Here is a 25,558-nt window from a genome sequence, read left to right on the forward strand (position 1 = left end):
GTCAGCCCCTCCCCATGGCGCCGAGACGCGCGAAGAGGACGGCCTCTGCCACGCACACCCTCTCGAACTCGCCGAGGTGCAGCGACTCGTTGGCGCCGTGGGCGCGGGTGTCCGGGTCCTCGACGCCGGTGACGAGGATGGCCGCGTCCGGGAAGCGCTCGGCGAACGCCGCGACGAACGGGATCGACCCGCCGACGCCGATGTCGACCGGCTGAGTGCCCCACGCGTCGGCGAAGGCCGCCCGCGCCTGGTCGTAGACCGGGCCACTGGCGTTGGCGGCGAACCCTGAGCCCTGGTCGTCGAGCGTGACCTCGACCTTGGCCCCCCACGGAGCGTGCTCACGCAGGTGCTTCTCGAGCGCGGCGAACGCCTCGGTCGGCACCTCGTCGGCGGCGATGCGCATCGAGAGCTTGGCCGACGCACTCGGCACGAGGGTGTTGGAGGACTTCTCGACCGACGGTGCGTTGATGCCGATGGTCGTGAGGGACGGCTTGGTCCACATGCGCGAGAGCAGCGAGCCCGAGCCGATCGTCGACACCCCGTCGAGCAGACCGGACTCCTCGCGCAGCCGCTCCTCGGAGAAATCGAGGTCGGCCGCCTCGCCGGACTTGAGCCCGGCGACGGCGACGTTGCCCTCGTCGTCGTGCAACGTCGCGATGAGGCGGACGAGCGCCGTGATCGCATCCGGCACGGCGCCACCGAACATGCCGGAGTGGACGCCGTGGTCGAGCGTGGACACCGTGACGACGACGCGGACCAGACCGCGCAGGGTGGTCGTGAGGGCCGGCGTGCCGATGTCCCAGTTCATCGAGTCGGCGAGGACGATCGCGTCGGCGGCGAGCTTGTCGCCGTGCCGCTCGAGGATGGTGAGCAGCGAGTCCGAGCCGACCTCCTCCTCGCCCTCGACGAACACGGTGACACCGACCGGCAGCTTCCCGGAGTGTGCGCGCAGGGCGGCGATGTGGGCCATGACCCCGGCCTTGTCGTCGGCGGCGCCGCGGCCGTAGAGGCGGCCGTCGCGCTCGGTCGGCTCGAAGGGCGGGCTGTCCCAGTCGGCGTCGTCGCCGGGCGGCTGGACGTCGTGGTGGGCATAGAGGAGCACGGTCGGCGCACCCTCCGGTCCGTCGATGTGGCCGATGACCGCGGGCGCCCCTCCCTCACGGACGATCTCGACCTCGAGGCCCTCGGCGCGCAGCAGCTCGGCGGTCGCCAGCGCCGAGGCGTCGACGTGGGCCTGGTCGAAGGCGGGCAGCGAGACGCTGGGGATCCGGGTCAGCGCCTCGAGGTCGGTGCGCAGCTGCGGCATGAGCCCACGGACGGTCTCGCGCAGGCCGGAGAGCTCGTCGTGGTCGGTCGGGTCGTTGAAGTCGGTCACGCTCCCGACCCTACTCAGCGGGAGGCGACGAGGAGGACCCAGCCGGACGGCATACACTCAGTCGGTGTTCGGACGCAGCAAGACCACCAACGAAGAGCTCGCGGAGCAGACCGTCGCGACGTCCCGCGAGGGCGCCAAGAACCGCCCCACGCCCAAGCGGCGCGAGCAGGAGGCGGCACGCCGACGCCCCTTGGTCGAGACCGACCGCAAGAAGGCGCGCAACGCCGACCGCAGCAAGCGGCGCGAGCAGATGGCCAAGCAGCGCCAGGCCATGCTCACCGGTGACGAGACGCACCTGCCGCCGCGCGACAAGGGCCCGGCCAAGCGCTTCATCCGCGACTACGTCGACGCCCGCTGGGGCATCGGCGAGTTCATGCTGCCCGTCATGCTAATCGTGCTCGCGCTGTCGTTCGTGCGTCAGTCGTGGGCGATGCTCATCGTCTTCGTCATGGTCTACGGCCTCATCGCCGCCGCCGTCATCGACACGTTCCTCATGTGGCGACGCGTGAGGAGGAAGCTCGTCGCGAAGTTCGGCGAGTCCGCGGTGGCCCGCGGCGACGGCTTCTACGCCGCCATGCGCGCCTTCCAGATGCGGCGCACCCGGATGCCGCGCCCGATCGTGGCGCGCGGCAGCTACCCCAGCTGACAGCACCCGACTCATTGCCCCACGACGAGGCCTCGGGCCTCCTCGTGGGGCAATGAGCTGGGAGGGGCGGGGTCAGACCGAGGCGTCCAGCGGCATCGGTCCGTAGACGTGTCCGCCGTCGCGGTGCAGCGTCACCGCGGCGACGTCGGCCTCGGCCAGCTCGCGCCACACCTCGCCGAACCAGTTCTCGGCGTCCGACTGCGTCGGGAAGGCGGTGTCGGTCGTCGGCTCGCCGGTGACGGCAGCGCCGTCGGCGTCCTCGTAGGTCCAGGTCCAGGCCTCGGTCACGATGCGTTCTCCTCTGGTGTGGTCGGTGCGGACGCCGCCCCGGCCACCTCGACGGTCGGCTCGAGGACGACCTCCGAGGTGAGCGAGCTGGCGATGAAGCAGCCCTCGTGGGCCTCGTGCATGAGCTCGTCGAAGCGGCTGACGTCGCTGCCGGCGGCGACGAGGACCTTGGGACGCAGCGTGATGCGGGTGACGCGCATCGGCTTCTCGCGTGCGGGCATGAGCCCCTCGGCGTCGTCGGTGTAGTCGAGGACGTCGAGCCCTGCCGTCGCCGCCACGTGGAGGAACGACAGCATCTGGCACGAGCTCGCGGCGAGGACGAGCAGCTGCTCGGGGTTGGCCCGGGTCGCGTCCCCGCGGAAGTGCGGGTCGGCACTGAGCGCGAACGACCCCGCGGCCGGCGGCACCGCCCCTTCGTGGTTGCGCGTGTATGCCGTGTAGCCACCGCCGGTCGAGCCCTCCGACCCGTCCCAGGCGAGGGTGGCGCGATAGGTGTGGTCAGCCATGCCGGGCCCCTCAGGACTCGCGGACGCCGACCTCGACGAACGGGGGCTTGGTCACCGTCGCCGGGACCTCACGGCCACGCACGTCGATGACGACCTCGTCGCCGACCGCGACCGAGCGCTCGAGCTGGGCCAGGGCGATGCCCTCCTTGCGGGTCGGGCTGAACGTCCCGGAGGTCACCTCGCCGACGACCTCGCCGTCCTTGAGGACGGAGCAGTGCGCGCGCGGGATGCCGCGACCGGTGACGACGAGACCACGGTTGAGACGCGAGGTCTTGGCGGCGCGCTGCTCGGCGAGCGCCTCCTTGCCCCAGAACGTGTCCTTGTCCCAACCGACGGCCCACGCGGCGCCGGCCATGACGGGCGTGATCTCGGTGCTGAGGTCGTTGCCGTGCAGCGGGTAGCCCATCTCGGTGCGGAGGGTGTCGCGCGCGCCGAGACCGGCCGGCATACCCCCCTGGTCCGCGACCGCGGAGGCGAGGGCGTCCCAGAGACCCGCCGCGGCGCCCCAGGTCGGCACGAGCTCGTAGCCGCGCTCACCGGTGTAGCCGGTGCGGCACACGATGACCGGCTGGCCCTCCCACTCGGTCTCGGCGAACGACATGTAGTCGTGGTCGACGGGGAGCCCGAGGGACGTGAGGACCTCGTCGCTGCGCGGACCCTGGACGGCGAAGACGGCATACGCGTCGTGGAGGTTCTCGACCTCGATGCCCTCGGGGGCGGCCGCGCGGAGCAGCTCGACGACGGCCGTGGTGTTGGCCGCGTTGGGGATGAGGAAGACGTCCTCGTCGCTGCGGACGTAGGCGATGAGGTCGTCGACGACACCGCCGTCGTCCTGGCAGCACATCGTGTACTGGGCCTGGCCGGGGCCGATGCGGCGCAGGTCGTTGGTGAGGCAGGCGTTGACGAAGTCGACCGCGCTCACGTCGCCGGCGCGGCCGCTGACGCGGGCCTTGCCGAGGTGGCTCACGTCGAAGAGGCCGACCCGCTCGCGCACCGAGGTGTGCTCGGCGACGACGCCGCCGCCGGGGTACTCGATCGGCATCTCCCACCCGCCGAAGTCGGCCATCTTGGCGCCGAGGGCGACGTGACGGTCATGGACGGGAGAGTGCAGCAGATCGGTCATGTGGGCACGCTATCGCGCGGCCCGGATGACCGTCACGGCTAGGGTGCGACGCGAAGGGGCGACGATCTCGCCCGCCCGCAGACCTGTCAGGAGTGACCGCAGTGCCCAGCCTGAACCTCTCCACCCGCGACCTCGCGACGCTCAAGGTCGACGCCCTCGTCGTCGGCTCCGTCTCCACCGGCTCCGGTGCCGAGCTGGCGTCCGGCCACGGCCTGCCCAAGGCCGCCGCGAGGCACCTCGACGCCGTCCTCTCCGACCTCGAGGCGAAGGGCAAGCCGGGCGAGGTCGTCCGCGTCGTCGCCGTCCCCGACGTCGACGCCACGGCCGTCGTCGTCACCGGTCTCGGCCCCGCCGCCGAGGTCACCCCCGACGTCCTGCGTGCCGCTGCCGGCTCCGCGCTTCGCTCGGTCGCGACCAAGTCGTCGGTCGCCGTCGGTCTGCCCGCCACCGACGAGGCTGCGCTCGCGGCCGTCGCCGACGGTGCGTATGCCGGGTGCTACACCTTCGACGCCTCCTCCACCCGGGTGTCGGTCGGCTCGAAGAAGACCGCGGCTCCCGCGTCCACCGGTCCCAAGGTCACGGTCGTCTCGACGCTGGGCCAGGGCAAGTCGGTCAAGGCCGCCGTCGAGCGCGCCGCCGTCATCGGCTCCGCCCGCGACCTCGCGCGCGACCTCGTCAACACGCCGCCCAACCTCCTCACGCCGCAGACCTTCGTCGAGCGCGTCAAGGCCGCCGTCGCCGCGTCGTCGGGCAAGGTCTCGGTCTCCGTCCTCGACGAGAAGGCCCTCGCCAAGGGCGGCTTCGGTGGCATCGTCGGCGTCGGCCAGGGCTCGGCCAACCCGCCGCGCATCGTGACGATGACCTACTCCCCCAGCGGTCGTGGCGCCAAGGGCGGCTCCGTCGCCCTCGTCGGCAAGGGCATCACCTTCGACTCGGGTGGCCTGTGCATCAAGCCGGCGGCCGGCATGCTCACGATGAAGTCCGACATGGCCGGTGCTGCCGCCGTCGCAGCGGCCGTCCTCGCGGCCGCCGAGCTCGGTGGGCCCGTCGCGGTCACCGGCTACCTCTGCCTCGCCGAGAACATGCCGAGCGGCACCGCCCAGCGTCCCGGTGACGTCGTGACGATGCGCAACGGCACGACCGTCGAGATCATCGACACCGACGCCGAGGGACGCATGGTCCTCGGTGACGGCATCTGCCTCGCGAGCGAGGCCAAGCCCGACGTCATCGTCGACATCGCGACCCTCACGGGTGCGCAGATGGTCGCCCTCGGCAGCCGCGTCGCGGGTGTCATGGGCAACGACGACACCTTCCGCTCGGCGGTCGTCGACGCCGGCGCCGCCGAGGGCGAGGACTCGTGGCCGATGCCGCTGCCGCGCGAGCTGCGCGCCGGGCTCGACTCGGTCGTCGCCGACCTCGCGCACAAGGCCGACCGCTGGGGCGGCATGCTCACCGCCGGCCTGTTCCTCCAGGAGTTCGTCGGCGAGGGCATCGACTGGGCGCACGTCGACATCGCCGGCCCGTCGTTCAACGAGAAGGGTGCCGACGGCGCGACCCCCAAGGGCGGCACCGGCTACGGCGTCGCCACGCTCGTGCGGCTCATCGAGTCCCGCACCGCCTGAAAAACCCCCAGACGCACTGATTGCCCGTTCGGGCCCCTTGACGCCGCGGTTCTCCGCAGCGTGCCGGGCCCGAACGGGCAATCAGTGAGTGCGTCAGCCGGACTTGCGGCGGAACATCTGGTCGCGGCCGGAGGTCTCGGGACCGTGGCCGTGGTCGACCTTGGAGCGCTCCGAGGTGTCGGAGACGTCGGCGCCGCCGTGCGCGTGCTTCTTGTCCAGAGCCTCTCGGAACTTCTTCTTCATGTCCTCGCTCGGGGTCGGGCGCGGACTCTTCGAATCGGACACGGGGCCTCCTGGATCGGTGGTGCGGTCTCCCTCACTCTCGCACGGCGGCGGTCGCGACTGCCACAGGCTTTGCGACACGCGAGCTCTGCGACGCGGAAGTCGCCAACACCGGGACGCCGACCCCGCGCGGGTGCGATCTTGTGAGGATGTCGGCGGGTGCGTGGCTGGACCGGGTGACGCTGGGACCTCGGCGTCGCCGCCGCCTCATGCGCCGACGCCTCGCCGAGCTCGACCGGCTCGACGCCGCGACCGTCGTCGCCGGTCCCGCGTGGCCCGCCCCGCTGCCGACCCCGTATGCCGTCGCGCCCGCCTCGCGTCGCCGTCGTCTCACCGCCCTGCCGCTCGTCGTCCTGGTGCTGACCGGCGGCCTGCTCTGGGTGCGCACGGCCGCGACCGACCAGATCGACCACGTCGCCGCCGTCATCCCCGTCGCGGACGGACGCCCTCCCGTCGCGCCCGACTCGCGCCCGAGCCGGCTGCTCCCACAACCCGTGGCGCCCGGTGGCTCGGGTGGCTACACCTTCATGGCCGAGAACACGCTCGGGCCCGCGGCCTACGACCCGTGCCGCCCGCTGCACCTCGTGGTCAACGGCGAGGCGGCGCCCGAGGGTGCCGACGGCATCCTGCGCGAGGCCCTGTCGATGATCTCGCCCGCGGCGGGGCTCCAGATCGTCGTCGACGGCCCGACCGACGAGCGCGCCAGCGAGCAGCGACCGGCCGTCGACCGCGCCAGATACGGCAACGAGTGGTCCCCCGCCCTCATCGCCTGGACGACCCCGCAGGGCGACCCGCGCCTCGAGGGCGAGACGCTCGGCATCGGGGGCAGCCAGGCGGTCGCCGACGACAGCGGCCGGCTCCGCAGCGTCACCGGCATGGTGCACCTCGACGGGCCCGACTTCGCCCTCATGCTGTCGCGGCCGCGGGGCCACGTCGACGCCGTGGCCGTCGTCGCCCACGAGCTCGGCCACCTGCTGGGGCTCGGGCACGTGGACGACCCGGACCAGCTCATGATGGCGCGCTACGAGGGCCAGGTCGGTCTCGGCGACGGCGACCGTCGTGGCCTCGCCCGGCTGGCGGACGCACCCTGCGCCCACGGGGTGTGAGGCTCAGCGACGACGCTGGCGCGAGTTCCAGTCGCGCATGCGCTGGGGGTAGCCCGTCTGGTTGACGTCGTAGGTCGGCAGCTGCAGCTCGGTGGCGAGGCGGAAGCCGTCGTCGCGCGAGGGCACCGCCCGGCGCATCCACTCCCCGTCGTGGGCGATGAGGATGACCGTGGTCGCCGTGACGTTGGTGGCCGGCTCGACGTACGCCTCGACCCCACGGTGGCTCGTCGCGAACTCCGTGAAGTTGGCGCGCGCCCGTCGCAGGTCGTCCTTCGACGGTGCCGTCGCACCTGATGCGGCCTCACGCCGCTTGCTTCGCCTCCACCACGCCATGGCGACACGATACGGGCGCACGCTGGGCGTGGGCTGGAACCCGCCGTGGCGGGTGGGCGCGGGTCCGCGCCCTGCGTGGGGACGGCGCACGGGACCGGTTCGCGGTGGACCTGACCTCGTGTGACGCCCGCCACGACGCAGTGACAGGATGGGCCGGAACTGGCGCGACGTCGACGAGACCCGATCGAGCGGGCGCCCCTGACCCACAGAGGGAGCAGCACCCATGCCGGCCACCGCCGAGGACAGCTACGACGTCGTCATCCTGGGAGGCGGGAGCGGGGGCTACGCCTGCGCCTTCCGCGCCGCGGAGCTCGGTCTGCGGGTCGCCCTCGTCGAGAAGGCCAAGCTCGGCGGCACCTGCCTGCACGTCGGCTGCATCCCGACCAAGGCCCTGCTCCACGCGGCCGAGGTCGCCGACAGCGCCCGCGAGGGCGCGCAGTTCGGCGTCCGCACGACGCTCGAGGGCATCGACATGGCCGGCGTCAACGCCTACAAGGACGGCGTCGTCAGCCGCCTGCACAAGGGCCTCATCGGACTCGCCAAGGCGCACAAGGTCGTCATCGTCGAGGGGTCCGGACGTCTCGTCGACCGCTCCACCGTCGAGGTCGACGGCCGTCGGGTCACCGGCACGCACGTCGTCCTCGCGACCGGCTCGTACCCGAGGACGCTGCCCGGTCTCGAGATCGGCGGCCGCATCATGACGAGCGAGCAGGCGCTGCAGCTCGACCACGTGCCCGACCGCGTCGTCGTCCTCGGCGGCGGGGTCATCGGCGTCGAGTTCGCATCGGTCTTCCGCTCGTTCGGCTCCGAGGTCACGGTCGTCGAGGCGCTCCCGCGGCTCGTCGCCGCCGAGGACGAGGCCGTGTCCAAGGTCCTCGAGCGCGCGTTCCGCAAGCGCAAGATCACGGCGAAGACCGGGGTGAAGTTCACCGGCGCCACCCAGGACGGCGACGTCGTCACCGTCACCCTCGAGGACGGCACGAGCATCGAGGCCGACCTGCTGCTCGTCGCCGTCGGGCGCGGTCCCGTGACCGACGGCCTCGGCTACGAGGAGGCAGGAGTCACGCTCGACCGCGGTTTCGTCACCACCGACGACCGCCTCCGGACCAGCGCCGAGGGCGTGTATGCCGTGGGAGACATCGTCCCGGGCCTCCAGCTCGCGCACCGCGGGTTCCAGCAGGGCATCTTCGTCGCCGAGGAGATCGCCGGGCTCAAGCCCGCGACCATCGTCGAGAGCACCATCCCCCGCGTCACCTACTGCGACCCCGAGATCGCGTCCGTCGGCCTGACCGAGGCGCAGGCCCGCGAGGTCCACGGCGAGGTCGAGACCTACGAGTACAACCTCGGCGGCAACGGCAAGTCCCAGATCCTCCAGACGCAGGGTTTCGTCAAGCTCGTGCGCTCCAAGGACGGGCCCGTCGTCGGTGTCCACATGGTCGGCGCGCGCATGGGCGAGCAGATCGGCGAGGCCCAGCTCATCGTCGGCTGGGAGGCCCACGCCGAGGACGTCGCACCCCTGATCCACGCCCACCCGACCCAGAACGAAGCACTCGGCGAGGCCCATCTGGCGCTCGCCGGCAAACCCCTGCATGCTCACAACTAGAGTTGACGCACGCCACCGTCGATAGGAGAACACCCACCATGTCCGAACGTGTGACCATGCCCGCCCTCGGCGAGTCCGTGACCGAGGGCACCGTCACCCGGTGGCTCAAGAACGTCGGTGACCAGGTCGAGGTCGACGAGCCGCTGCTCGAGGTCTCGACCGACAAGGTCGACACCGAGATCCCCTCCCCGGTCGCCGGGACGCTCCAGGAGATCCTCGCCGAGGAGGACGAGACCGTCGCCGTGGGCGCCGACCTCGCCGTCATCGGTGACGGCGCCGCGGGCGGCGACGACTCCGGTGCACCGGCCGAGCAGCCTGCCGAGCAGGAGAGCCAGGCTCCGGCCGAGTCCGCTCCCGCGAGCGAGGACAGCTCCGGTCAGTCCGGTGACGGCGACGCCGTCGACTCCCCCCAGCAGCAGGACGAGGTCGCCGCAGCCGGCGACGAGGGCGGCCAGGAGCCGGCCACCCCGCACACCGAGGCTCCGGCCGAGACGTCCTCCGACAGCGGTTCGTCCTCGGGCGGTGGCGGTGGCGGTGGCACGACCGTGACCATGCCGGCGCTCGGCGAGTCCGTCACCGAGGGCACGATCACCCGTTGGCTCAAGGCCGAGGGTGACGAGGTCGCCGTCGACGAGCCGCTCCTCGAGGTCTCGACCGACAAGGTCGACACCGAGATCCCCTCGCCCGTCGCGGGCACGCTGAGCAAGATCCTCGTCCAGGAGGACGAGACCGTGCCGGTCGGCGCGGACCTCGCCGTCGTCGGTGGTGGCGACGGTGGGTCGCAGTCCGCCCCGGCTGCCGAGGCCGCCCCCGCCGAGCCGAAGCAGGAGGCACCCCAGCAGGAGGAGCCGAAGCAGGAGGCCCCCAAGCAGGAGGAGGCCCCCGCCGAGCAGACGTCCGAGGCCCCGGCACAGCAGCAGGCCGCTCCCGACGAGCCCGCCGCGTCCGAGGGTGAGGTGGCCCGGGCCGCCGCGCCCGCGCCGCAGTCCTCGGCTCCCCAGTCCTCCGTGCCCGCGTCCTCGGCGTCGAGCGACGACCAGGACGCCTCCGCCTACGTCACCCCGCTCGTGCGCAAGATCGCGGCCGAGAACGACATCGACCTCGCCAGCATCAAGGGCACCGGTGTCGGCGGTCGGATCCGCAAGCAGGACGTGCTCGCCGCTGCCGAGGCCGCCAAGGCCCCGGCCGAGGCACCTGCCGCACCCGCCCCGGCTGCTGCCGCTCCGGCGCAGTCGTCGGGCTCCAAGGCCGCCTCGCCCGAGAGCGACCTGCGTGGCACGACCCAGCCGATGACGCGCCTGCGCAAGGTGATCGCCAAGCGGATGGTCGAGTCGCTGCAGACGTCGGCGCAGCTGACGACGGTCGTCGAGGTCGACGTCACGAAGATCGCACGACTGCGCGACCGGGCCAAGGGTGACTTCGCCCGCCGCGAGGGCACCAAGCTGAGCTTCCTGCCCTTCTTCACGCTGGCCGCCATCGAGGCGCTCAAGGTCCACCCCACGGTGAACGCGAGCATCGAGGGTGACAACGTCATCTACCACGGCAGCGAGAACGTCGGCATGGCCGTCGACACCGACAAGGGCCTTTTGGTCCCCGTCGTCAAGAACGCCGGAGACCTCAACATCGCCGGCCTCTCGCGCAACATCGCCGACCTCGCGGAGCGCACCCGCACCAACAAGATCACCCCCGACGACCTGGCCGGTGGCACCTTCACCATCACCAACACCGGGTCCAGGGGCGCGCTCTTCGACACCCCGATCATCAACCAGCCGCAGGTCGCGATCCTGGGCACCGGCGCGGTCGTGAAGCGTCCGGTCGTGGTCAAGGACAGCGACGGCGGCGAGACCATCGCGATCCGCTCGATGGTCTACCTCGCCCTGTCCTACGACCACCGGATCGTCGACGGAGCCGACGCGGCCCGCTTCCTCACCACGGTCAAGGAACGGCTCGAGGAAGGCGCGTTCGAGGCCGACCTCGGTCTCTGAGCCCATGACACAGCGCATCGCCGTCGCCGGCTCCTCCGGTCTGATCGGCGGTGCGCTGTGTCGTTCGCTGCGCGACCGCGGAGATGACGTCGTCCGTCTGGTCCGTCGCCCGCCGGAGCACGCCTCGGAGGTCCAGTGGGACCCCGCTTCGCGCCACCTCGACCCGCACGTGCTCGACGGCGTCGACGCCGTGGTCAACGTCGCGGGCGCGAGCCTGGGCGACAAGCGGTGGTCACCGTCGTTCAAGGCCGAGCTCATCTCGTCACGCACCGACGGGACGACGGCTCTGGCCGGGGCGATCGCCGCGACCGGACGCCCCATCCACCTCGTCAACGGGTCCGCGGTCGGCTACTACGGCGACCGCGGCGACGAGGTGCTCACCGAGGACAGCGACGGGGGCTCGGGCTTCCTCAGCGACCTCGTGCGCGCCTGGGAGGGCTCGACCGAGCCCGCACGTGCCGCCGGCGCGCCGGTCGCCCTCCTCCGGACCGGCATCGTGCTCGCCGCCCGAGGCGACGCGTTCAAGCCGCTGCTCCTGCTCACCAGGCTCGGGCTCGGCGGACCGCTCGGCAACGGTCGCCACTACTGGTCGTGGATCACCCTCGTCGACGAGGTCCGCGCGGTCCTGCACGTCCTGGACCAGGGGCTCGAGGGTCCGGTGAACCTCACCGGGCCCGAGCCCGCGCCCCAGCGCGAGATCGTCGCCGAGATGGGTCGCCAGCTCCACCGCCCGACGCTGCTGCCTGCGCCGGCGTTCGCCCTGCGTGCCGTGCTGGGCGAGATGTCGAGCGACATCCTCGCCAGCCAGCGCGCCCTCCCCCAGCGTCTGCTCGACAGCGGCTTCGAGCACGAGCACGCCACACTGCCGGACGCCGTCCGGTGGCTGCTCTCGGACCGCTCCTAGGCCTCGCGCACGTCGTGCACGCGCCACCCCGAGTCCGTGTGTACGACGTCGAGGAGGACGGGTGCGCCGGCCGCAGGTGGCCGCGCCACCTCCCCGGCCGGGCCGCGGACGACGTGCGCACCGGTGTCGATCCGGGTGCGGATCGTCACGATCACGCCCCGGCGCGCGACCACCTCAGCGTCACGCACGGTGAACGCGAGCCCGACGTAGCGCTGCCGGGCACGCTGCACTGCTGCGAGGACCTCGGTGTCCCGGGCGAGCGCGGGCGACCGTGGCGCGTCGACCTCGACGAGACGCGCGGCGACGCCGGCTGACCACGCGACGGACCGTGCGTCGGCCAGGGCCTGCACGAGGGCTGTCGGGTCGCGCTGGGGCGCATCGACGAGCGATCGGGGGTCCGCGCCACCCCGGCTCCGGCGCGCGTCGGGTGAGGCGCCGGGACCGTCGGGACCAGGAGCCCGTGGCGTGGTCGCGGCTGTGGTCCCGGCTGTGGTCGTGGCTCGGGCGTCGTCACGAGAACCGGTCCAGGCCAGGGCTCCCAGCACCACGACAGTGACGACGGCCGCCACCGCGACCCACGGCAGCAGGGTGCGGGCGACCACTGCGATGCGGTGCGGGGTGGCCCCGACGACCCCCGCCCCCACCACCGCTGGGCGGGCCGCAGCGCGGATGCGTCGGGTCAGCAGTCCCACCTCGTCACTCCCCCGGGCGAGGACGACGGGCTCGGGCGGTGCGCTCTCGAAGATCGCCACGGCCAGCGCGTCGGCGTCCGGCCGCTCCTCCGGCCGGGTGCGCAGCGCCAGCTCGACCGTCTCGACCAGCTCGTCCGGCAGTCCGTCGACGTGCTCGGCAAGACGCCCACGCACCACTGCCGGCCCGGGCGCCTCCCCGGTGAGGCAGAACCAGGCGAGGGCACCGAGCGAGTGCACGTCGGACGCCGCGCTGGGAACAGCACCGGCGAGCACCTCGGGCGCCACGAAGCCCTCGGTGCCGCGCAGCCCGGCAGGATCGGCTCCCGCGATGCGCGCGACCCCGAGGTCGGCGACGAAGGGACGCCCGTCGAGGTCGAGCAGCACGTTGTCGGGCGACAAATCACCGTGGACGACACCGAGGCCGTGCAGGCGCGCCACGGTGGACGAGACCGGGCTGAGCAGGGTGACGAGCTCGCCGGGAGCGAGGTGCCCACGGGTCCGCACCACCGTGCCCACGGTGCCCCCGGCGAGGTGGTCGAGCACCAGTGCGACGTCACCGCTCGGCAGGGTGGTCGCCTCGTGGAGCCGCACGAGGTGCGGGTCGCGGATGCGGCCGAGCACCGCGAGCTCGACGAGGGCGTCGTCGGCGTCGACGGCCGGCACGACCTTGATCGCGACCGTCGAGCCGTCGGGTGCCACCGCCGACCACACGGTGCCCGTCCCGCCCTCACCGATCGGCTCGACGACGTCGTAGCCGGGAAGGCTGGGAGCCGTGTGGTCCACGATCCGGTGGCGGCCGGCATACCGGGTCGTGGTGGTGCGCTCCGAGGTCTCCATGCACCCACGGTCCACGAGATCGAGGACACGGCCGCGAGCTTTTCCACAGGCCCGGCTAGGGTCGCCGCATGCCAGCTCCGCAGCCCACGATCCTCGCCACGTCCGGTGGCTACCGCCCCGCCAGCCGCACCTACCTCGAGTTCGACGCGCTCGTGCACCACGCCGTCGAGCTGTCGGGTGCGCAGGGTCGCCCCAAGGTGGCGTTCCTCGGCACGGCCAGCGGTGACCAGCGGTTCTTCAACGACCACGTGCACCAGGCCGGCCGGGTGGCGGGCTTCGACATCTCGACGCTCGACCTCTTCCCGATGCCGAGCGTCGACGACGTCGCCGGCCACCTCCTGGAACAGGACGTCGTCTGGGTCAACGGCGGCTCGGTCGCGAACCTCCTCGCCGTCTGGGGCGTGCACGACCTCGACTCCGCGATGCGCGGCGCGTGGGAGGCGGGAGTCGTCCTCTCGGGTGTCTCCGCCGGCTCGATCTGCTGGTATGCCGGTGGCACCACCGACTCGTTCGGCCCCGAGCTGCGTGCCGTCACCAACGGTCTCGCGTTCCTGCCCTACGGCAACGGTGTCCACTACGACTCCGAGGCCCGACGGCGGCCGCTCGTCCACGAGCTCGTCGCGAACGGCACGCTGCCCGACACGCACTGCACCGACGACGGGGTGGGCCTCGTCTACCACGGCACCGAGCTCGTCGAGGCGGTCTCGGAGCGCGACGGCAAGGGTGCCTACGTCGTCACGCGTGACGGCGACGCCGCCGTCGAGGAGCGGATCGAGCCGCGTCGCCTGCGCAACCCCTGAACGGGCCCGTCGCTCAGCGGAACCGGTCGGCGCTCTCCTGGAGCCGTTGCCGGTAGGCCACCCACCAGTGCACGTCCTGCTCCGGGAGGTTCGGCGCATCGGCCCGCATGCCGGTCGCGCCGTCGACGAGCTCGCGGACGATGTCCATCTGCCCGGTGTGCCGGTTGGTCTCGGCGATCATGTGCACGAGGAGCACGTGCACCGGCACCGTCTCGCCGCCCTCACCCCACCACGAGACGGTGCCGGTCGCGTCGAGGTCGAGGTCGGCCAGCACGGCGTCGGCGTGCGCGCACGCCCGGGTGTAGAGGTCGACGATCGCCTCGCGGGACTCCTCGGCGGTGGCCCACATGTCGCCGTTGTCCGCGAGGGTGTCGTCCATGAGGGCGGCGTACCAGTCGGGCAGGTCCGGGAGCGGCCGGCCGAGGCAGTCCCCGAAGTAGCCCGCTTCCATCGCGGCGAGGTGCTTGACGACGCCGAGCAGGTTGGTGCCCGTCGGCGTCATGGGGCGTCGGACGTCGTACTCCGACAGGCCGTCGACCTTCCAGCGGACGGCGCTGCGGGCGACCGTGAGGTAGCGCAGCAGGACGGCCTTGGGGTCGTCGTACACCGTCACGCCTCCTCGGCGCGGGGCCGGGTGCCGGGCGTGATGACCTCGACGACCCGGCCGTCCTCGGCGCTCGTGCGGGCCGCGTCGATGACGGCGAGGGTGTGGACGGCGTCGGAGGGGTCGACGGGCATCGCGGCCTGGACGTCCTCGGCAGCGAGCGCTGCGCCGACGGCGCGGTAGAAGTCGACCTGGGTCGAGGGCGTCGTCGGCACCGGCTCGCGCTCCTCGCCGCGGTAGAGCCAGCCGCAGTGCTCACCGTCGGAGTCGGCGGTGTCGGGGAAGACGTTGATGTCGTTCTCGAAGTCGTTCTGGACGTAGGCCGCGTCCCGCCCGAGGAGGCGGACGCGGGGACCCGGGGCGCCGGCGACAGAGGTGGCACCGAGGTGACTCGTCACGCCCGACTCGTGACGGCATACGAGGAAGGCGTCGTCCTCGGCGGGAGTCGTGCGCGACGCGACCGTCGCGAAGACCGTCTCGACCGGGCCGAACAGCTGCACGGCCATGTCGACGAGGTGCGAGTGGAGGTCGAGCAGGATGCCGCCGCCCTCGGTCGGCGGGGCGTTCTCGCGCCAGCGGTCCTTGGCGACCGGACGCCACCGCTCCCAGCGCAGCTCGCACCGGAACGGTTCTCCCGCAAGGCGATCGGCGACCACAGTCGCCAGGGTCGTGAACTGAGAGTCGTAGCGCCGGTTCTGGAAGACCGTGAGAGGCACCTCGGCGTGGGCCGCCGCGTCGACGAGTGCGAGGGCGTCGTCGGCGTCGACGGCCAGCGGCTTGTCGACGACACACGGTATGCCGGCCGCGATCACCTTCTCGGCGTGCTCCACGTGGCTGCCGCTCGGGGTCGCGAGAACGACGACGTCGAGCCCCTCGACCTTCAGGAGCGCGTCGAGGTCGTCGACGGCCAGCGCGTCCGGGAAGTCGGCGGCCACCTCCGCACGACGCTCCGGGTTCGAGGTGGCCACCGCCGCGAGCTCGAGGCCCGCGTCACGGATGAGTGGCGCGTGGATCCCGCGCCCGGCCGATGCGTACCCTGCCAGTCCGACTCTCACCATCCTCTGGACCCTAGTGGGCCGAGGTGCCGAGGGTGCCAGTGGTGTCGGAGGTCCTGGGGGTCTCGGGTGTCCCGGGTGTCTCGGGGGCCTCCTCGACGCGCTCCGCCTCGCTCGGCGCCACCCGGTCCCCCGCCAGCCTGGCCGGCCACCAGACCTTCGGGCCGATGTCGTGCGCGAGCGCCGGGACGAGCAGGCTGCGCACCACGAAGGTGTCGAGGATGACACCGAAGGCGACGATGAACGCCACCTGCACGAGGAAGACGAGCGGCAGCACCGTGAGCGAGGAGAACGTCGCCGCGAGGACGATGCCGGCGCTCGTGATGACTCCCCCGGTGACCGCCAGCCCCACGAGGATGCCCGGCCGGGTCCCACGGCGCACGGACTCCTCGCGCACCCGCGTCATGAGGAAGATCGAGTAGTCGATGCCGAGGGCGACGAGGAACACGAACCCGTAGAGCGGGATCGCCGGATCGCTCCCGCCGAAGCCCAGCACGTGGTCGAAGACGAGCGCCGAGACCCCGATCGTCGCCGCGAACGACACGACGTTGGCGACGACGAGCAGCAGCGGCGCGACGAAGGAGCGCAGGAGGAGGCAGAGGACGAGGAAGATCACGACGAGGATCGCGGGCACGATGACGCGCAGGTCGCGCCCGCTGGCCTCGAGCACGTCGAGGTTGATCGCCGCCTGGCCGCCGACGATCGCGTCCGGGCTCACGGCGTCGAGCGAGGTCCGCAGCCGCCGGACCGTGTCCTCGGCCTCGGTGCTGTCGGCGGCACCGGTGGCGGTCCCCTGGACGAGCTGGAGCCCGTCGACGGGGGCGGCCTCCGGCGCCGGCTGGCCGGGCACGGGCGGGGTGAGGCCGATGTAGGCGGACTCGATCCCGGGGTCCGCGTCGAGTGCCGACCGCACGGCCTCGGCGCGGTCGCTGGGCACGACGACCTGGATCGGGCTGCCCGCGCCGGCGGCGAAGTGGCGCTCGATCGCCTGCTGCGCGTCGACCGAGTCGGTGGCGACGAGGAAGGTGTCCTTGATCGTCACGCCCTCGGCCTTGAACGTCGGCGCGAACGCTGCGGCGGCGAGCAGCACCGCGAGGGTGACCACCCAGGTGCGGCGTGGGTGGCGCCCGACGAGCCCCGACACGCGGCCCCAGAGGGCACGGGTGCCGACGGCGTCCTCCGCGTGGTGGTGGTCGACGCGAGGAGCGAAGGGCCAGAACGCCCTACGCCCGAAGAGCAGCAGCACCGCCGGCAGGAAGGTCAGCGACGCGAGCAGCGCACCGGCCACGCCGAAGGCACCCACCGGCCCGAGACCCGCCGTGTTGCGCAGCGACGCGAGCATGAGGCAGAGCAGGCCGAGGATGACGGTGGCGGCGCTCGCGGCGATCGGCTCGACCGAGCCGCGCCACGCCCGCTGCAGGGCGACCCACGCGCTCTCGTGCTCGTGCAGCTCCTCACGGAACCGGCTGACGAGGAGCAGGGCGTAGTCGGTGGCGGCACCGACGACGAGGATGAACATGATCCCCTGAGACTGTCCGGAGAGCTCGATCGTGCCGTTCTCGGCGAGCGGCCGGATGACGAGCACCGCGAGGCTCAGCCCGAAGACGGCGCTGAGCAGCACGGCGACGGGCAGGATCGGGCTGCGGTAGACGACGAGCAGGATGACGAGGACGACGACGAGCGCGACGAGCAGCAGCACCCCGTCGATGCCGGCGAACGCCGCCGAGAAGTCGGCGACCAGCCCCCCGGGGCCGCCGACGCTCGTCGTGAGCCCGGTGCCGTTGAGCGCCACGCGTGCCTTGACCCGCAGCTCCTCGGTGGCCGCGACGATCGGTGCCTCGCCGTCGACGACGTCGGACACGGCCGCCTCGGTGAGCGGGACGATGAGCAGCGCGGCCCTGCGGTCCTCACTGGGCACCGGCACGATCTGGGCGCCGTCGACGACGTAGTCCCCGAGGGTCTTGTCGAGACCCGGCAGCGGCACGGCGGGCAGCTCACGAGCCAGCTGCAGCAGCGCGAACCCGTCCCGCTCGTCGAGCTCGCCGCCGTCGCGCTCCTCGGCGATGAGGAAGAGCGGGATCTCGTCCTCGTCGCTGAACCTGCTCACCGCCTCGAGCACGGCGGTCGACTCGGCGTCGGTCGGAAGGAAGGACGCGTTGTCGTTCTTCTGGACCTCGGACAGGCGGCCCGTGGCGGGCCCTCCGACCGCCCCCACGGCCAGCCAGCAGAGCAGGACGGCGAGGGCACCGAGCAGCACCCGGCGAGGCAGGCGCGACCGGTGCTGTCCCCTGTGGTGCGTCACCCGCCTCACCCTAGGTGCCCGTTGGCGCCCGAGGAGGCGAGTCGGAAGGTTCGCGCGGTTCCCACGCTCTGCGCGGGACGGCATACGGTGGGGTCATGCGTTTCGTGCACCTGGGCTTCGCTCCCGACTACGTCGACTACCTTGATGGCTGGGAACGCCAGCGCGAGCTGCACGCCGCGGTGGCCGAGGGCCGCGAGCCCGACACGACGCTGCTCCTCGAGCACGCCGCCGTCTACACCGCGGGCAAGCGCACCCAGCCCGAGCAGCGGCCGTTCGACGGCACGCCCGTCGTCGACGTCGACCGCGGCGGGCTCATCACGTGGCACGGTCCGGGCCAGCTCGTCGGCTACCCGATCGTGCGCCTGCCCGAGGTCCCGATCGACGTCGTCGCGCACGTCCGTCGCCTCGAGGAGGCGATGATGCGGATGACGCGCGAGTTCGGTGTCGAGACCGTGCGGGTCGAGGGACGCAGCGGCGTCTGGGTGCTCGCCGACGACCGCGGCCCCGACCGCAAGCTCGGCGCGATCGGTGTGCGCGTGAGCCGGCGCACGACGATGCACGGCTTCGCCCTCAACTGCGACGCCGACCTGTCGTGGGCCGACAACATCGTCGCGTGCGGCATCGCCGATGCCGGCGTCTCGTCGATCAGCCGCGAGGCCGGTCGCACCGTCACCGTCCAGGACCTCCTCCCCTACGCCGAGAAGCACCTCACCGACGTCCTCGGCTGAGTCCTCCTCACGACGGTGCCGTATGCCGGTCCGCGCAGAGCGTGGGACTCGCGCCCATCGTTGCCCCCGGCGACCCGGGCGGATGTGGGGGGTGTCTCACCCGCGGCGTACTCTGGAGCGCGTGACTGTCGCACCCGAAGGACGTCGTCTCCTGCGTGTCGAGGCCCGCAACGCCGAGACCCCGATCGAGCGCAAGCCCGAGTGGATCCGCACCACCGCCAAGATGGGGCCGGAGTACACCCAGCTGCACTCCATGGTGAAGAAGGAGGGCCTCCACACCGTCTGCCAGGAAGCCAGCTGTCCCAACATCTTCGAGTGCTGGGAGGACAAGGAAGCCACCTTCCTCATCGGCGGTGACGTCTGTACCCGCCGCTGCGACTTCTGCGACATCGCCACGGGTCGCCCGACCTCGCTCGACCTCGACGAGCCCCGTCGCGTCGCCGAGTCCGTCCAGCAGATGGGCCTGCGCTACTCGACCGTGACCGGCGTCGCCCGCGACGACCAGCCCGATGGCGCCGCCGGCCTCTACGCCGAGACGATCCGCCAGATCCACGCCCTCAACCCCAACACCGGCGTCGAGATCCTCCCGCCCGACTTCGGCGCCAAGCCCGAGCTCGTGAGCCAGGTCTTCGACGCGCGCCCCGAGGTGTTCGCGCACAACCTCGAGACCGTGCCGCGCATCTTCCGCCAGATCCGCCCCGCCTTCACCTACGAGAAGTCGCTCAAGGTCCTGTCGATGGCGCGCGAGGCCGAGCTCGTCACCAAGTCCAACCTCATCCTGGGCATGGGCGAGGATGACCACGAGGTCGAGCAGGCCATCGCCGACCTCCACGACGCGGGCTGCGACATCCTCACGATCACCCAGTACCTCCGGCCCTCCAAGCTGCACCACCCGATCGACCGGTGGGTCAAGCCCGAGGAGTTCGTGCACTGGAGCACCGTCGCCGAGGACATGGGCTTCAAGGGCGTCATGGCCGGGCCGCTCGTCCGCTCCTCCTACCGCGCCGGTCGCCTCTGGGCCACCGCGATGACGAAGTGGGGTCGCCCGATCCCCGAGCACCTGTCGCACCTCGCCCAGGCCGCCGGTGACCCCGCCCGCCAGGAGGCCGCGTCGCTGGTGGCGCGCTCCGCCCGGGCCGTATCCTGATCCTCGAGAACCCGCTCGCACCGGCGCGCCCCACGCGCGCCACCAACTGACGCAGGAGCACGCCCCCGTGGCCAAGGCCAAAGAGAGCACCGAAGAGAAGAAGCCCGGACGGTTCGCCGAGATCCGCCAGGGCTACCGCGCGGTCAAGCAGGTCGATCCGAAGATCGGCTGGTTCATGCTGCTCGCCGCGGTCGTGACGTTCCTCGTCATCGTCGGCATCGGCTTCCTGCTCGGTGGGCTCTGGCGCTGGTACCTCATCCTCATCGCGATCCCGGCTGCCCTGCTCGCGGCGACGTTCGTCATGAACCGCAGGGGCAACAAGGCCATGTACGGCATGCTCGAGGGCCAGGCCGGCGCCGCGGGTGCCGCGCTACAGAGCATGGGTCGTCGCGGCTGGTACGCCGCGACCGAGCCCGTCGCCATCGACGCCAACCGCGCCTCCAAGCCGAGCGACCTCTCCGGGTCCGCCATGGTCTTCCGCGCTCTCGGGCGACCCGGCATCGTCCTCATCGGCGAGGGCCCCAAGCAGCGCGTCATGAAGCTGCTCAAGGCCGAGGAGAAGAAGGTCAGCCGCGTCGCTCCCGGAGTGCCCGTGCACCTGTGGGTCGTCGGTGACGGCGAGGGCGAGGTCAAGGTCAGCAAGATCAGCTCCAAGCTCAGCCGGATGCGCCCGGTCCTCACCAAGGACGAGACGTCGGTCGTCAACAAGCGCCTCAAGTCGCTCGGCGGGCTGCGCACCGGCGTCCCCGCCGGCATGGACCCCACCCGCGCGCGCGTCGACCGCAAGGCTATGCGCGGGAAATGATCCGCAGCGGGCGGAGGGTCACGGCCGAATAAAGAGGCCGGGGCCCGGGGGACGCGGAGGGACATTTCCCGCCAAGAGCTCCGACGTAGTCCTGTGTGCGGAATTCCCTCGCCGTGTGGGGGTGGCCGGGTCCACCATGGTGCGTATGCCGTCCGCTCCCACCCTCGCTGCCTTCGCCGGGGCCTCGCTGATGCTCATCCTGCTGCCCGGCCCGGCGATGCTCTTCCTCGTGGCCCGCGGGGTGGCCGGTGGGCGTCGCGTCGGCATCATGTCGGCCCTCGGGGTCGACTCCGCGACGGCGACGTTCGTCGTGGCGACGGCGCTCGGGCTCACGGCGGTGCTCGCGACCTCGGCACTCGCGCTCTCGGTCGTGCGGTTCGTCGGCGCGGGCTACCTCGTGTGGCTGGGCATTGGTGTCCTGCGGCGTCGCGGCGCCGACGCCGTCACTGCTGTCGAGACACCGACGGCTGCCCCCGCACGGCAGAGCGACTGGACGAGCTGGCGGCAGGGCTACGTCGTCGGCATCGCCAACCCCAAGGTGGCACTGTTCTTCCTCGCGTTCTTCCCGCAGTTCCTCGACCCCGCCCGTGGGTCGATGACGGTCCAGATCCTCGTCCTCGGGGCGGTGTTCGTCGCGATCGGCACGGTCTTCGACACGAGCTACGGCGCCCTTGCCGGGACGATCTCGGCGCGGATGGCCCGACGTCGTGCCGAGCGCAACGGGTCGGACCAGCGTTCGGCCAAGGGCCGGATAGCGATCGGCCTGACCTACATCGGGCTGGGCGGCTTCACCGCAGCGACCGGGACCCGCGCGCTCTGAGCCTCAGCGGCGGACGATGACGGTGCCTGCGGCCGCGTCGTGCAGGCCGCGCCCGTTGCGGTCGTTGAGGATCGCCGGGATGAAGAGGCACAGCAGGGCCGTGCGGACGAGGACCTGCAGCGGGAACGAGCCGGGGCGGACCTGGAGCACCTGGAGGCCGAGGAGCGCCTGACCCGGGGTCGCGGCGAACGCCGTGATCGACAGCACGTTGAGCACCGCGAGGATCCCGAGGGGGACGAACGACTGCGCTCCTCCGCCGCCCAGCTGGGCCCCGAACGCCAGGGCGGCCACGACTTGGACGAGCACCCAGTCGACGAGCAGGCCGAGGGCGCGACGCCACAGCGGAGCCATCGCCCCGGGTCCGGCGGCCGGCATACCGAGGTGCTCGCCGGCATACGACTGCGGTTCTTCCATGCTCACCCGAGGACTGTATGCGGTCGGGCCATGGACGCCCGCGACGGGTCGGGGGCAGCTCTGGCAGGGTGTAACACCGGTGAAACATTCGGGTCATGGCCGAGAAACCGCGCACCTCTAGGGTTCTCGACATGTCCGGGCACCGCCCGCCGTTCCCTTTGCCTAGGAGGCCCCACTTGTTCAGCTCCGCTGACGAGGTCCTGTCGTTCATCAAGGACGAGGACGTCAAGTTCGTCGACATCCGTTTCTGTGACCTCCCCGGGGTCATGCAGCACTTCAACGTGCCGGCCGAGAGCGTGGATGAGGACTTCTTCACCAACGGCCAGGCCTTCGACGGATCCTCGATCCGCGGCTTCCAGGCGATCCACGAGTCCGACATGAAGCTCATCCCGGACGTGTCGTCGGCCTACCTCGACCCGTTCCGTGAGCACAAGACGCTCATCATGAACTTCTCGATCGTCGACCCGTTCACCGACGAGCCCTACAGCCGCGACCCGCGCAACATCGCGGCCAAGGCCGAGGCCTACCTCACGTCGACCGGCATCGCCGACACCGCCTACTTCGGTGCCGAGGCCGAGTTCTACGTCTTCGACGACGTGCGCTTCGAGACCAAGGCCAACGCCTCCTACTACTACATCGACTCCATCGAGGCGGCGTGGAACAGCGGCCGCGAGGAGGAGGGTGGCAACAAGGGCTACAAGACCCGCTACAAGGGTGGCTACTTCCCCGTCCCGCCGGTCGACCACTTCGCCGACATGCGCGACAACATCTGCCTCAACCTCGACAAGGTCGGCATCAAGGTCGAGCGCAGCCACCACGAGGTCGGCACCGCGGGCCAGCAGGAGATCAACTACCGCTTCGACACGCTGCTCGCCTCCGGCGACGACATGATGAAGTTCAAGTACGTCGTCAAGAACACGGTGTGGGCCGGCGGCAAGACCGCGACGTTCATGCCGAAGCCGATCTTCGGTGACAACGGCTCGGGCATGCACACCCACCAGTCGCTCTGGAAGGACGGCGAGCCGCTGTTCTACGACGAGCGCGGCTACGGCGGTCTCTCGGACATCGCCCGCTGGTACATCGGTGGCCTGCTCAAGCACGCCCCCGCCGTCCTCGCGTTCACGAACCCGACGGTGAACTCCTACCACCGCCTCGTGCCCGGCTACGAGGCCCCGGTCAACCTCGTGTACTCGGCGCGCAACCGCTCCGCCTGCGTGCGCATCCCGATCGCCGGCGACTCGCCCAAGGCCAAGCGCATCGAGTTCCGCATCCCGGACCCGTCGTGCAACCCGTACCTCGCGTTCGCCGCGCAGCTCATGGCCGGCCTCGACGGCATCCGCAACCGCATCGAGCCGCCGGAGCCTGTGGACAAGGACCTCTACGAGCTGCCGCCCGAGGAGCACGACGCCATCGAGCAGGTCCCCGGCTCGCTGCCCGCCGTCCTCGACGCGCTCGAGGCCGACCACGAGTTCCTCCTCGAGGGCGACGTCTTCACCCAGGACCTCATCGACACCTGGATCGAGTGGAAGCGCAAGAACGAGGTCGACCCGATCCGCTTCCGCCCGCACCCGCACGAGTTCGAGATGTACTTCGACATCTGAGTAAACCCGCAGGTCAGGGGCCTATGAGATCCTCTGAGTCCGCAACGAGTCCGCACGAGCAGCCAGCACTTGTCCCACGGCCGCCCGTGCGGACTCGTCTGCGTCGGGCCACAGGTGTCCGTAGGTGTTGAGCGTGGTGGTCGCGCTGGCGTGCCGCAGGCGGGTCTGGACGACCTTGATGTCCAGGCCGCTTCCGATCAGCAGGCTGGCGTAGTAGTGCCTGAGGTCATGGAACCGCAGTTCCCCGGGGATGTTGGGGTTGCTGGCCTTGGCGGCGGCGATGGCCCGGCGCACCGCCCACGGGGTGGTGGCCCTTCCTGCGGCGTCGGTGGCCAAAGTGGTGCCTCCGCTTCGCTGCAGGGCACCAGCGAGCTGCAAGGCGAGGTCCTGCGGGATGGGCACGGGCGCGCCACTCGCCGTCGACTTGAGGGGCGTGTCGCCGTGCTGCACCGCTGGCGCGACGACTCCACGTGTGAAGTCAACGTCGTCGGCCCGCAGCGCCACTGCCTCCGAGATACGCAGGCCCGCGAAGGCACCCAGGAGCACGGCGGGCCGTAGGTGTTCCGAGAGTGCGTCGTAGAGGGCGAAGACCTGCTCCGTCGTGGGGACGAACGGGCGCTGAGGTGGCTGTCTGGGAGAGGTTCGCCGGGAGCAGGGTGAGCGAGGGATCAGGCCGTCGTGGGCCGCGTCACCGAGGAGCTGGGCCAGCCGTCGGTAGTTGGAGTAGATGGTGGACTCCTTGAGGCCCTCCGACGCCATCTCTGTCGTCCAGGCCTTGATGTCCGAGGGGCGGAGATCCGCGAGTCGGCGGGCACCGAAGCGGGCGACGATGCGCCTCAGCTGCACCTGGGCTTGGCGCACGGTTGCGGGTCTGCGACTTGAGTAGGTCTGGATCCAGCGCTCGGCCCACTCTTGCACGGTCATGCGTGCCCGGGTGGGGTCCACGTAGTGTCCTGTGCCGATCGCCGTTGTGACCTCGTCGAGGTAGCGCTGCGCGTCGACCTTGCGGGTGAAGTGTCGGGCGTGCTCCTTGCCAGAGGCATCCCGGTACCGGGCGCGCCATCGACCGTCAGGCCTCTTCTGAATGCTTGCCATCGTCCCTTCCTTCGGGCACTAGGACCACTTGACGGTTAGGGGGGCTATCGACTGCCAACAACTGCCGTTCCACTTTCTCCCAGCGGTTCTGAAGCTCGCGGCGCTGGGCGGCGAGGTGCTCTCGTTCCGCCATGAGAGCGGCAACGTGGGCGTCCTCATCCTCGCGGTCCACAACCAACGGCAGGAGCCGATCAGCGTCGACGCGCAGGATCCATGCCAAGGCCGCGAGGTGGTCGATGCCGACCATGCGGTCGCCTCGCTCCATCTTGGCGATGGAGGACTGTGTTCCACCGGAGCCGAACCTCAGCAGCGCCCTTGCGACCTCGTCCTGCGTCATGCCTCTCTGCTCGCGGGCCTCGCGCAGCGACCTACCGAAGGACTGCCACACCTGGGACTTGAACGACTGCATTGAGGTCTCCTGTTGGTCGGACGGCGAAGGTGGTCGGGAGATGGGGTTAGCATCCCTGATGAGACTATCTCATGCATAGGGAGACTGCCATGAACCTGACGACCTCTGAGGCTTCAGCCCGTCTGGGCGTGCCCGCGGCGACGCTGCGATGGTGGCGTCATCGTGGTGAGGGCCCACCATCCTTCCGCCTCGGAGGCCGGGTGTTCTACCGCTCTGAGGACCTAGAGGAGTGGGAACAGGAGCAGTACGAGGCCACCCTCGTGGGCGGCGAAGCGCCCTCACGACCTCCGAGAGACGGGCCTTCCCGACCGGGAGTGCCGCGCTTGGGCAGGTCCGCGGGGTGACTGGCGGCCGTCCTTAGGTTGAAAACAGATGGTCGCCTGTGCGTTCTTAGGCAGGCGATGAGCCCCACCCCTGCACTACTCCCGGAGCGCCGGTAGTGCTCGTCCCAACGAGAGACAACGTTGGGCAGGAGG

The 25,558-nt window shown here is 71.4% G+C and carries 26 protein-coding genes; 13 read left to right on the top strand and 13 right to left on the bottom strand.

Annotated features, from left to right (window positions below; all coding sequences use genetic code 11):
- Position 1: 1 nt before the first annotated feature.
- On the bottom strand, positions 2–1,306 hold the full coding sequence (locus KLO01_RS15690; protein WP_246136261.1) for a dipeptidase: 1,305 nt from the start codon (positions 1,304–1,306) through the stop codon (positions 2–4).
- A 133-nt stretch (positions 1,307–1,439) separates the two neighbouring features.
- Between KLO01_RS15690 and KLO01_RS15695 the strand changes: the two genes are divergently transcribed.
- Positions 1,440–2,021 carry a DUF3043 domain-containing protein gene (locus KLO01_RS15695; RefSeq protein WP_147066876.1) on the top strand — a complete coding sequence of 194 codons (582 nt, stop codon included), beginning with the start codon at positions 1,440–1,442 and terminating at the stop codon, positions 2,019–2,021.
- A 72-nt stretch (positions 2,022–2,093) separates the two neighbouring features.
- On the opposite strand, the gene KLO01_RS15700 is transcribed toward KLO01_RS15695, so the two are convergent.
- Genes KLO01_RS15700 through gcvT form a run of 3 tightly spaced genes read right to left on the bottom strand, consistent with a single transcriptional unit; the run spans position 2,094 to position 3,938 of the window.
- Positions 2,094–2,309 (bottom strand): hypothetical protein, encoded by a 216-nt coding sequence (locus KLO01_RS15700; protein ID WP_147066878.1) that lies wholly within the window; start codon positions 2,307–2,309, stop codon positions 2,094–2,096.
- Entirely contained in the window at positions 2,306–2,815 is a 510-nt protein-coding gene (locus KLO01_RS15705) for an OsmC family protein (RefSeq protein WP_147066880.1), read from the bottom strand. Before KLO01_RS15705 ends, KLO01_RS15700 begins: the two co-directional genes overlap by 4 nt.
- Before the next feature lie 10 nt (positions 2,816–2,825).
- Positions 2,826–3,938 (bottom strand): glycine cleavage system aminomethyltransferase GcvT, encoded by a 1,113-nt coding sequence (gene gcvT, locus KLO01_RS15710; protein ID WP_147066882.1) that lies wholly within the window; start codon positions 3,936–3,938, stop codon positions 2,826–2,828.
- A 101-nt stretch (positions 3,939–4,039) separates the two neighbouring features.
- Between gcvT and KLO01_RS15715 the strand changes: the two genes are divergently transcribed.
- The gene (locus KLO01_RS15715) at positions 4,040–5,560 is read left to right on the top strand and encodes a leucyl aminopeptidase (protein WP_147066884.1); all 1,521 of its coding nucleotides are present in this window, start codon (positions 4,040–4,042) and stop codon (positions 5,558–5,560) included.
- A 93-nt stretch (positions 5,561–5,653) separates the two neighbouring features.
- Here KLO01_RS15715 and KLO01_RS15720 read toward each other — a convergent pair whose 3' ends face one another.
- Positions 5,654–5,845 carry a DUF5302 domain-containing protein gene (locus KLO01_RS15720; RefSeq protein WP_147066886.1) on the bottom strand — a complete coding sequence of 64 codons (192 nt, stop codon included), beginning with the start codon at positions 5,843–5,845 and terminating at the stop codon, positions 5,654–5,656.
- Between the two features lie 173 nt (positions 5,846–6,018).
- On the opposite strand from KLO01_RS15720, the gene KLO01_RS15725 reads away from it, so the two are divergent.
- Positions 6,019–6,948 (top strand): matrixin family metalloprotease, encoded by a 930-nt coding sequence (locus tag KLO01_RS15725; RefSeq protein ID WP_147066888.1) that lies wholly within the window; start codon positions 6,019–6,021, stop codon positions 6,946–6,948.
- A gap of 3 nt (positions 6,949–6,951) precedes the next feature.
- On the opposite strand, the gene KLO01_RS15730 is transcribed toward KLO01_RS15725, so the two are convergent.
- Entirely contained in the window at positions 6,952–7,281 is a 330-nt protein-coding gene (locus tag KLO01_RS15730; protein WP_147066890.1) for a hypothetical protein, read from the bottom strand.
- A gap of 223 nt (positions 7,282–7,504) precedes the next feature.
- On the opposite strand from KLO01_RS15730, the gene lpdA reads away from it, so the two are divergent.
- From lpdA to KLO01_RS15745, 3 genes are read left to right on the top strand one after another with little or no spacing between them, the layout of a single operon-like run.
- Positions 7,505–8,884: a dihydrolipoyl dehydrogenase gene (gene lpdA, locus KLO01_RS15735; protein WP_147066892.1), complete on the top strand. Its 1,380-nt coding sequence runs from the start codon at positions 7,505–7,507 to the stop codon at positions 8,882–8,884.
- A 38-nt stretch (positions 8,885–8,922) separates the two neighbouring features.
- Entirely contained in the window at positions 8,923–10,869 is a 1,947-nt protein-coding gene (gene sucB, locus KLO01_RS15740; RefSeq protein WP_147066894.1) for a 2-oxoglutarate dehydrogenase, E2 component, dihydrolipoamide succinyltransferase, read from the top strand.
- A gap of 4 nt (positions 10,870–10,873) precedes the next feature.
- Positions 10,874–11,773, top strand: coding sequence for a TIGR01777 family oxidoreductase (locus tag KLO01_RS15745; protein WP_147066896.1), 900 nt, complete (start codon positions 10,874–10,876; stop codon positions 11,771–11,773).
- Here KLO01_RS15745 and KLO01_RS15750 read toward each other — a convergent pair.
- On the bottom strand, positions 11,770–13,302 hold the full coding sequence (locus tag KLO01_RS15750) for a serine/threonine-protein kinase (RefSeq protein ID WP_147066898.1): 1,533 nt from the start codon (positions 13,300–13,302) through the stop codon (positions 11,770–11,772). The genes KLO01_RS15745 and KLO01_RS15750 overlap by 4 nt on opposite strands.
- 68 nt (positions 13,303–13,370) lie before the next feature.
- On the opposite strand from KLO01_RS15750, the gene KLO01_RS15755 reads away from it, so the two are divergent.
- Positions 13,371–14,102, top strand: coding sequence for a Type 1 glutamine amidotransferase-like domain-containing protein (locus tag KLO01_RS15755; RefSeq protein WP_147066900.1), 732 nt, complete (start codon positions 13,371–13,373; stop codon positions 14,100–14,102).
- A gap of 13 nt (positions 14,103–14,115) precedes the next feature.
- On the opposite strand, the gene KLO01_RS15760 is transcribed toward KLO01_RS15755, so the two are convergent.
- The 3 genes from KLO01_RS15760 to KLO01_RS15770 are packed head-to-tail and all read right to left on the bottom strand — an operon-like array spanning position 14,116 to position 18,063.
- The gene (locus KLO01_RS15760) at positions 14,116–14,715 is read right to left on the bottom strand and encodes a DinB family protein (RefSeq protein ID WP_246136256.1); all 600 of its coding nucleotides are present in this window, start codon (positions 14,713–14,715) and stop codon (positions 14,116–14,118) included.
- Entirely contained in the window at positions 14,712–15,764 is a 1,053-nt protein-coding gene (locus KLO01_RS15765) for a Gfo/Idh/MocA family protein (RefSeq protein ID WP_147066902.1), read from the bottom strand. The genes KLO01_RS15760 and KLO01_RS15765 overlap by 4 nt, the downstream gene beginning before the upstream one ends.
- 10 nt (positions 15,765–15,774) lie before the next feature.
- The gene (locus KLO01_RS15770) at positions 15,775–18,063 is read right to left on the bottom strand and encodes an MMPL family transporter (RefSeq protein WP_246136257.1); all 2,289 of its coding nucleotides are present in this window, start codon (positions 18,061–18,063) and stop codon (positions 15,775–15,777) included.
- A 95-nt stretch (positions 18,064–18,158) separates the two neighbouring features.
- Here KLO01_RS15770 and lipB point away from each other — a divergent pair, with 95 nt between their 5' ends.
- The 4 genes from lipB to KLO01_RS15790 all read left to right on the top strand — a co-directional run bounded on the left by lipB (position 18,159) and on the right by KLO01_RS15790 (position 21,563).
- On the top strand, positions 18,159–18,791 hold the full coding sequence (gene lipB / locus KLO01_RS15775; protein ID WP_147066904.1) for a lipoyl(octanoyl) transferase LipB: 633 nt from the start codon (positions 18,159–18,161) through the stop codon (positions 18,789–18,791).
- A 121-nt stretch (positions 18,792–18,912) separates the two neighbouring features.
- Complete coding sequence (lipA, locus tag KLO01_RS15780; protein ID WP_147066906.1) at positions 18,913–19,938, top strand: lipoyl synthase; 1,026 nt, start codon at positions 18,913–18,915, stop codon at positions 19,936–19,938.
- Positions 19,939–20,005: 67 nt separating this feature from the next.
- Complete coding sequence (locus KLO01_RS15785; RefSeq protein ID WP_147066908.1) at positions 20,006–20,743, top strand: DUF4191 domain-containing protein; 738 nt, start codon at positions 20,006–20,008, stop codon at positions 20,741–20,743.
- A gap of 145 nt (positions 20,744–20,888) precedes the next feature.
- Entirely contained in the window at positions 20,889–21,563 is a 675-nt protein-coding gene (locus tag KLO01_RS15790) for a LysE family translocator (RefSeq protein ID WP_186828086.1), read from the top strand.
- 3 nt (positions 21,564–21,566) lie between these two features.
- On the opposite strand, the gene KLO01_RS15795 is transcribed toward KLO01_RS15790, so the two are convergent.
- A complete protein-coding gene (locus tag KLO01_RS15795; RefSeq protein WP_345119516.1) occupies positions 21,567–21,977 on the bottom strand; it encodes an RDD family protein in 411 nt (136 codons plus the stop codon).
- Positions 21,978–22,153: 176 nt separating this feature from the next.
- Here KLO01_RS15795 and glnA point away from each other — a divergent pair, with 176 nt between their 5' ends.
- On the top strand, positions 22,154–23,578 hold the full coding sequence (glnA, locus tag KLO01_RS15800; RefSeq protein ID WP_147066914.1) for a type I glutamate--ammonia ligase: 1,425 nt from the start codon (positions 22,154–22,156) through the stop codon (positions 23,576–23,578).
- 21 nt (positions 23,579–23,599) lie between these two features.
- On the opposite strand, the gene KLO01_RS15805 is transcribed toward glnA, so the two are convergent.
- Both KLO01_RS15805 and KLO01_RS15810 read right to left on the bottom strand, forming a co-directional pair.
- Positions 23,600–24,673: a tyrosine-type recombinase/integrase gene (locus tag KLO01_RS15805; RefSeq protein ID WP_147066916.1), complete on the bottom strand. Its 1,074-nt coding sequence runs from the start codon at positions 24,671–24,673 to the stop codon at positions 23,600–23,602.
- A complete protein-coding gene (locus KLO01_RS15810; RefSeq protein WP_147066918.1) occupies positions 24,648–25,082 on the bottom strand; it encodes a helix-turn-helix domain-containing protein in 435 nt (144 codons plus the stop codon). The genes KLO01_RS15805 and KLO01_RS15810 overlap by 26 nt, the downstream gene beginning before the upstream one ends.
- A gap of 89 nt (positions 25,083–25,171) precedes the next feature.
- Here KLO01_RS15810 and KLO01_RS15815 point away from each other — a divergent pair, with 89 nt between their 5' ends.
- On the top strand, positions 25,172–25,426 hold the full coding sequence (locus tag KLO01_RS15815) for a helix-turn-helix domain-containing protein (protein WP_147066920.1): 255 nt from the start codon (positions 25,172–25,174) through the stop codon (positions 25,424–25,426).
- The last annotated feature ends 132 nt before the right edge of the window (positions 25,427–25,558 follow it).

The sequence above is a fragment of the Knoellia locipacati genome (genome assembly GCF_007992835.1).
GTDB lineage: Bacteria > Actinomycetota > Actinomycetes > Actinomycetales > Dermatophilaceae > Knoellia > Knoellia locipacati.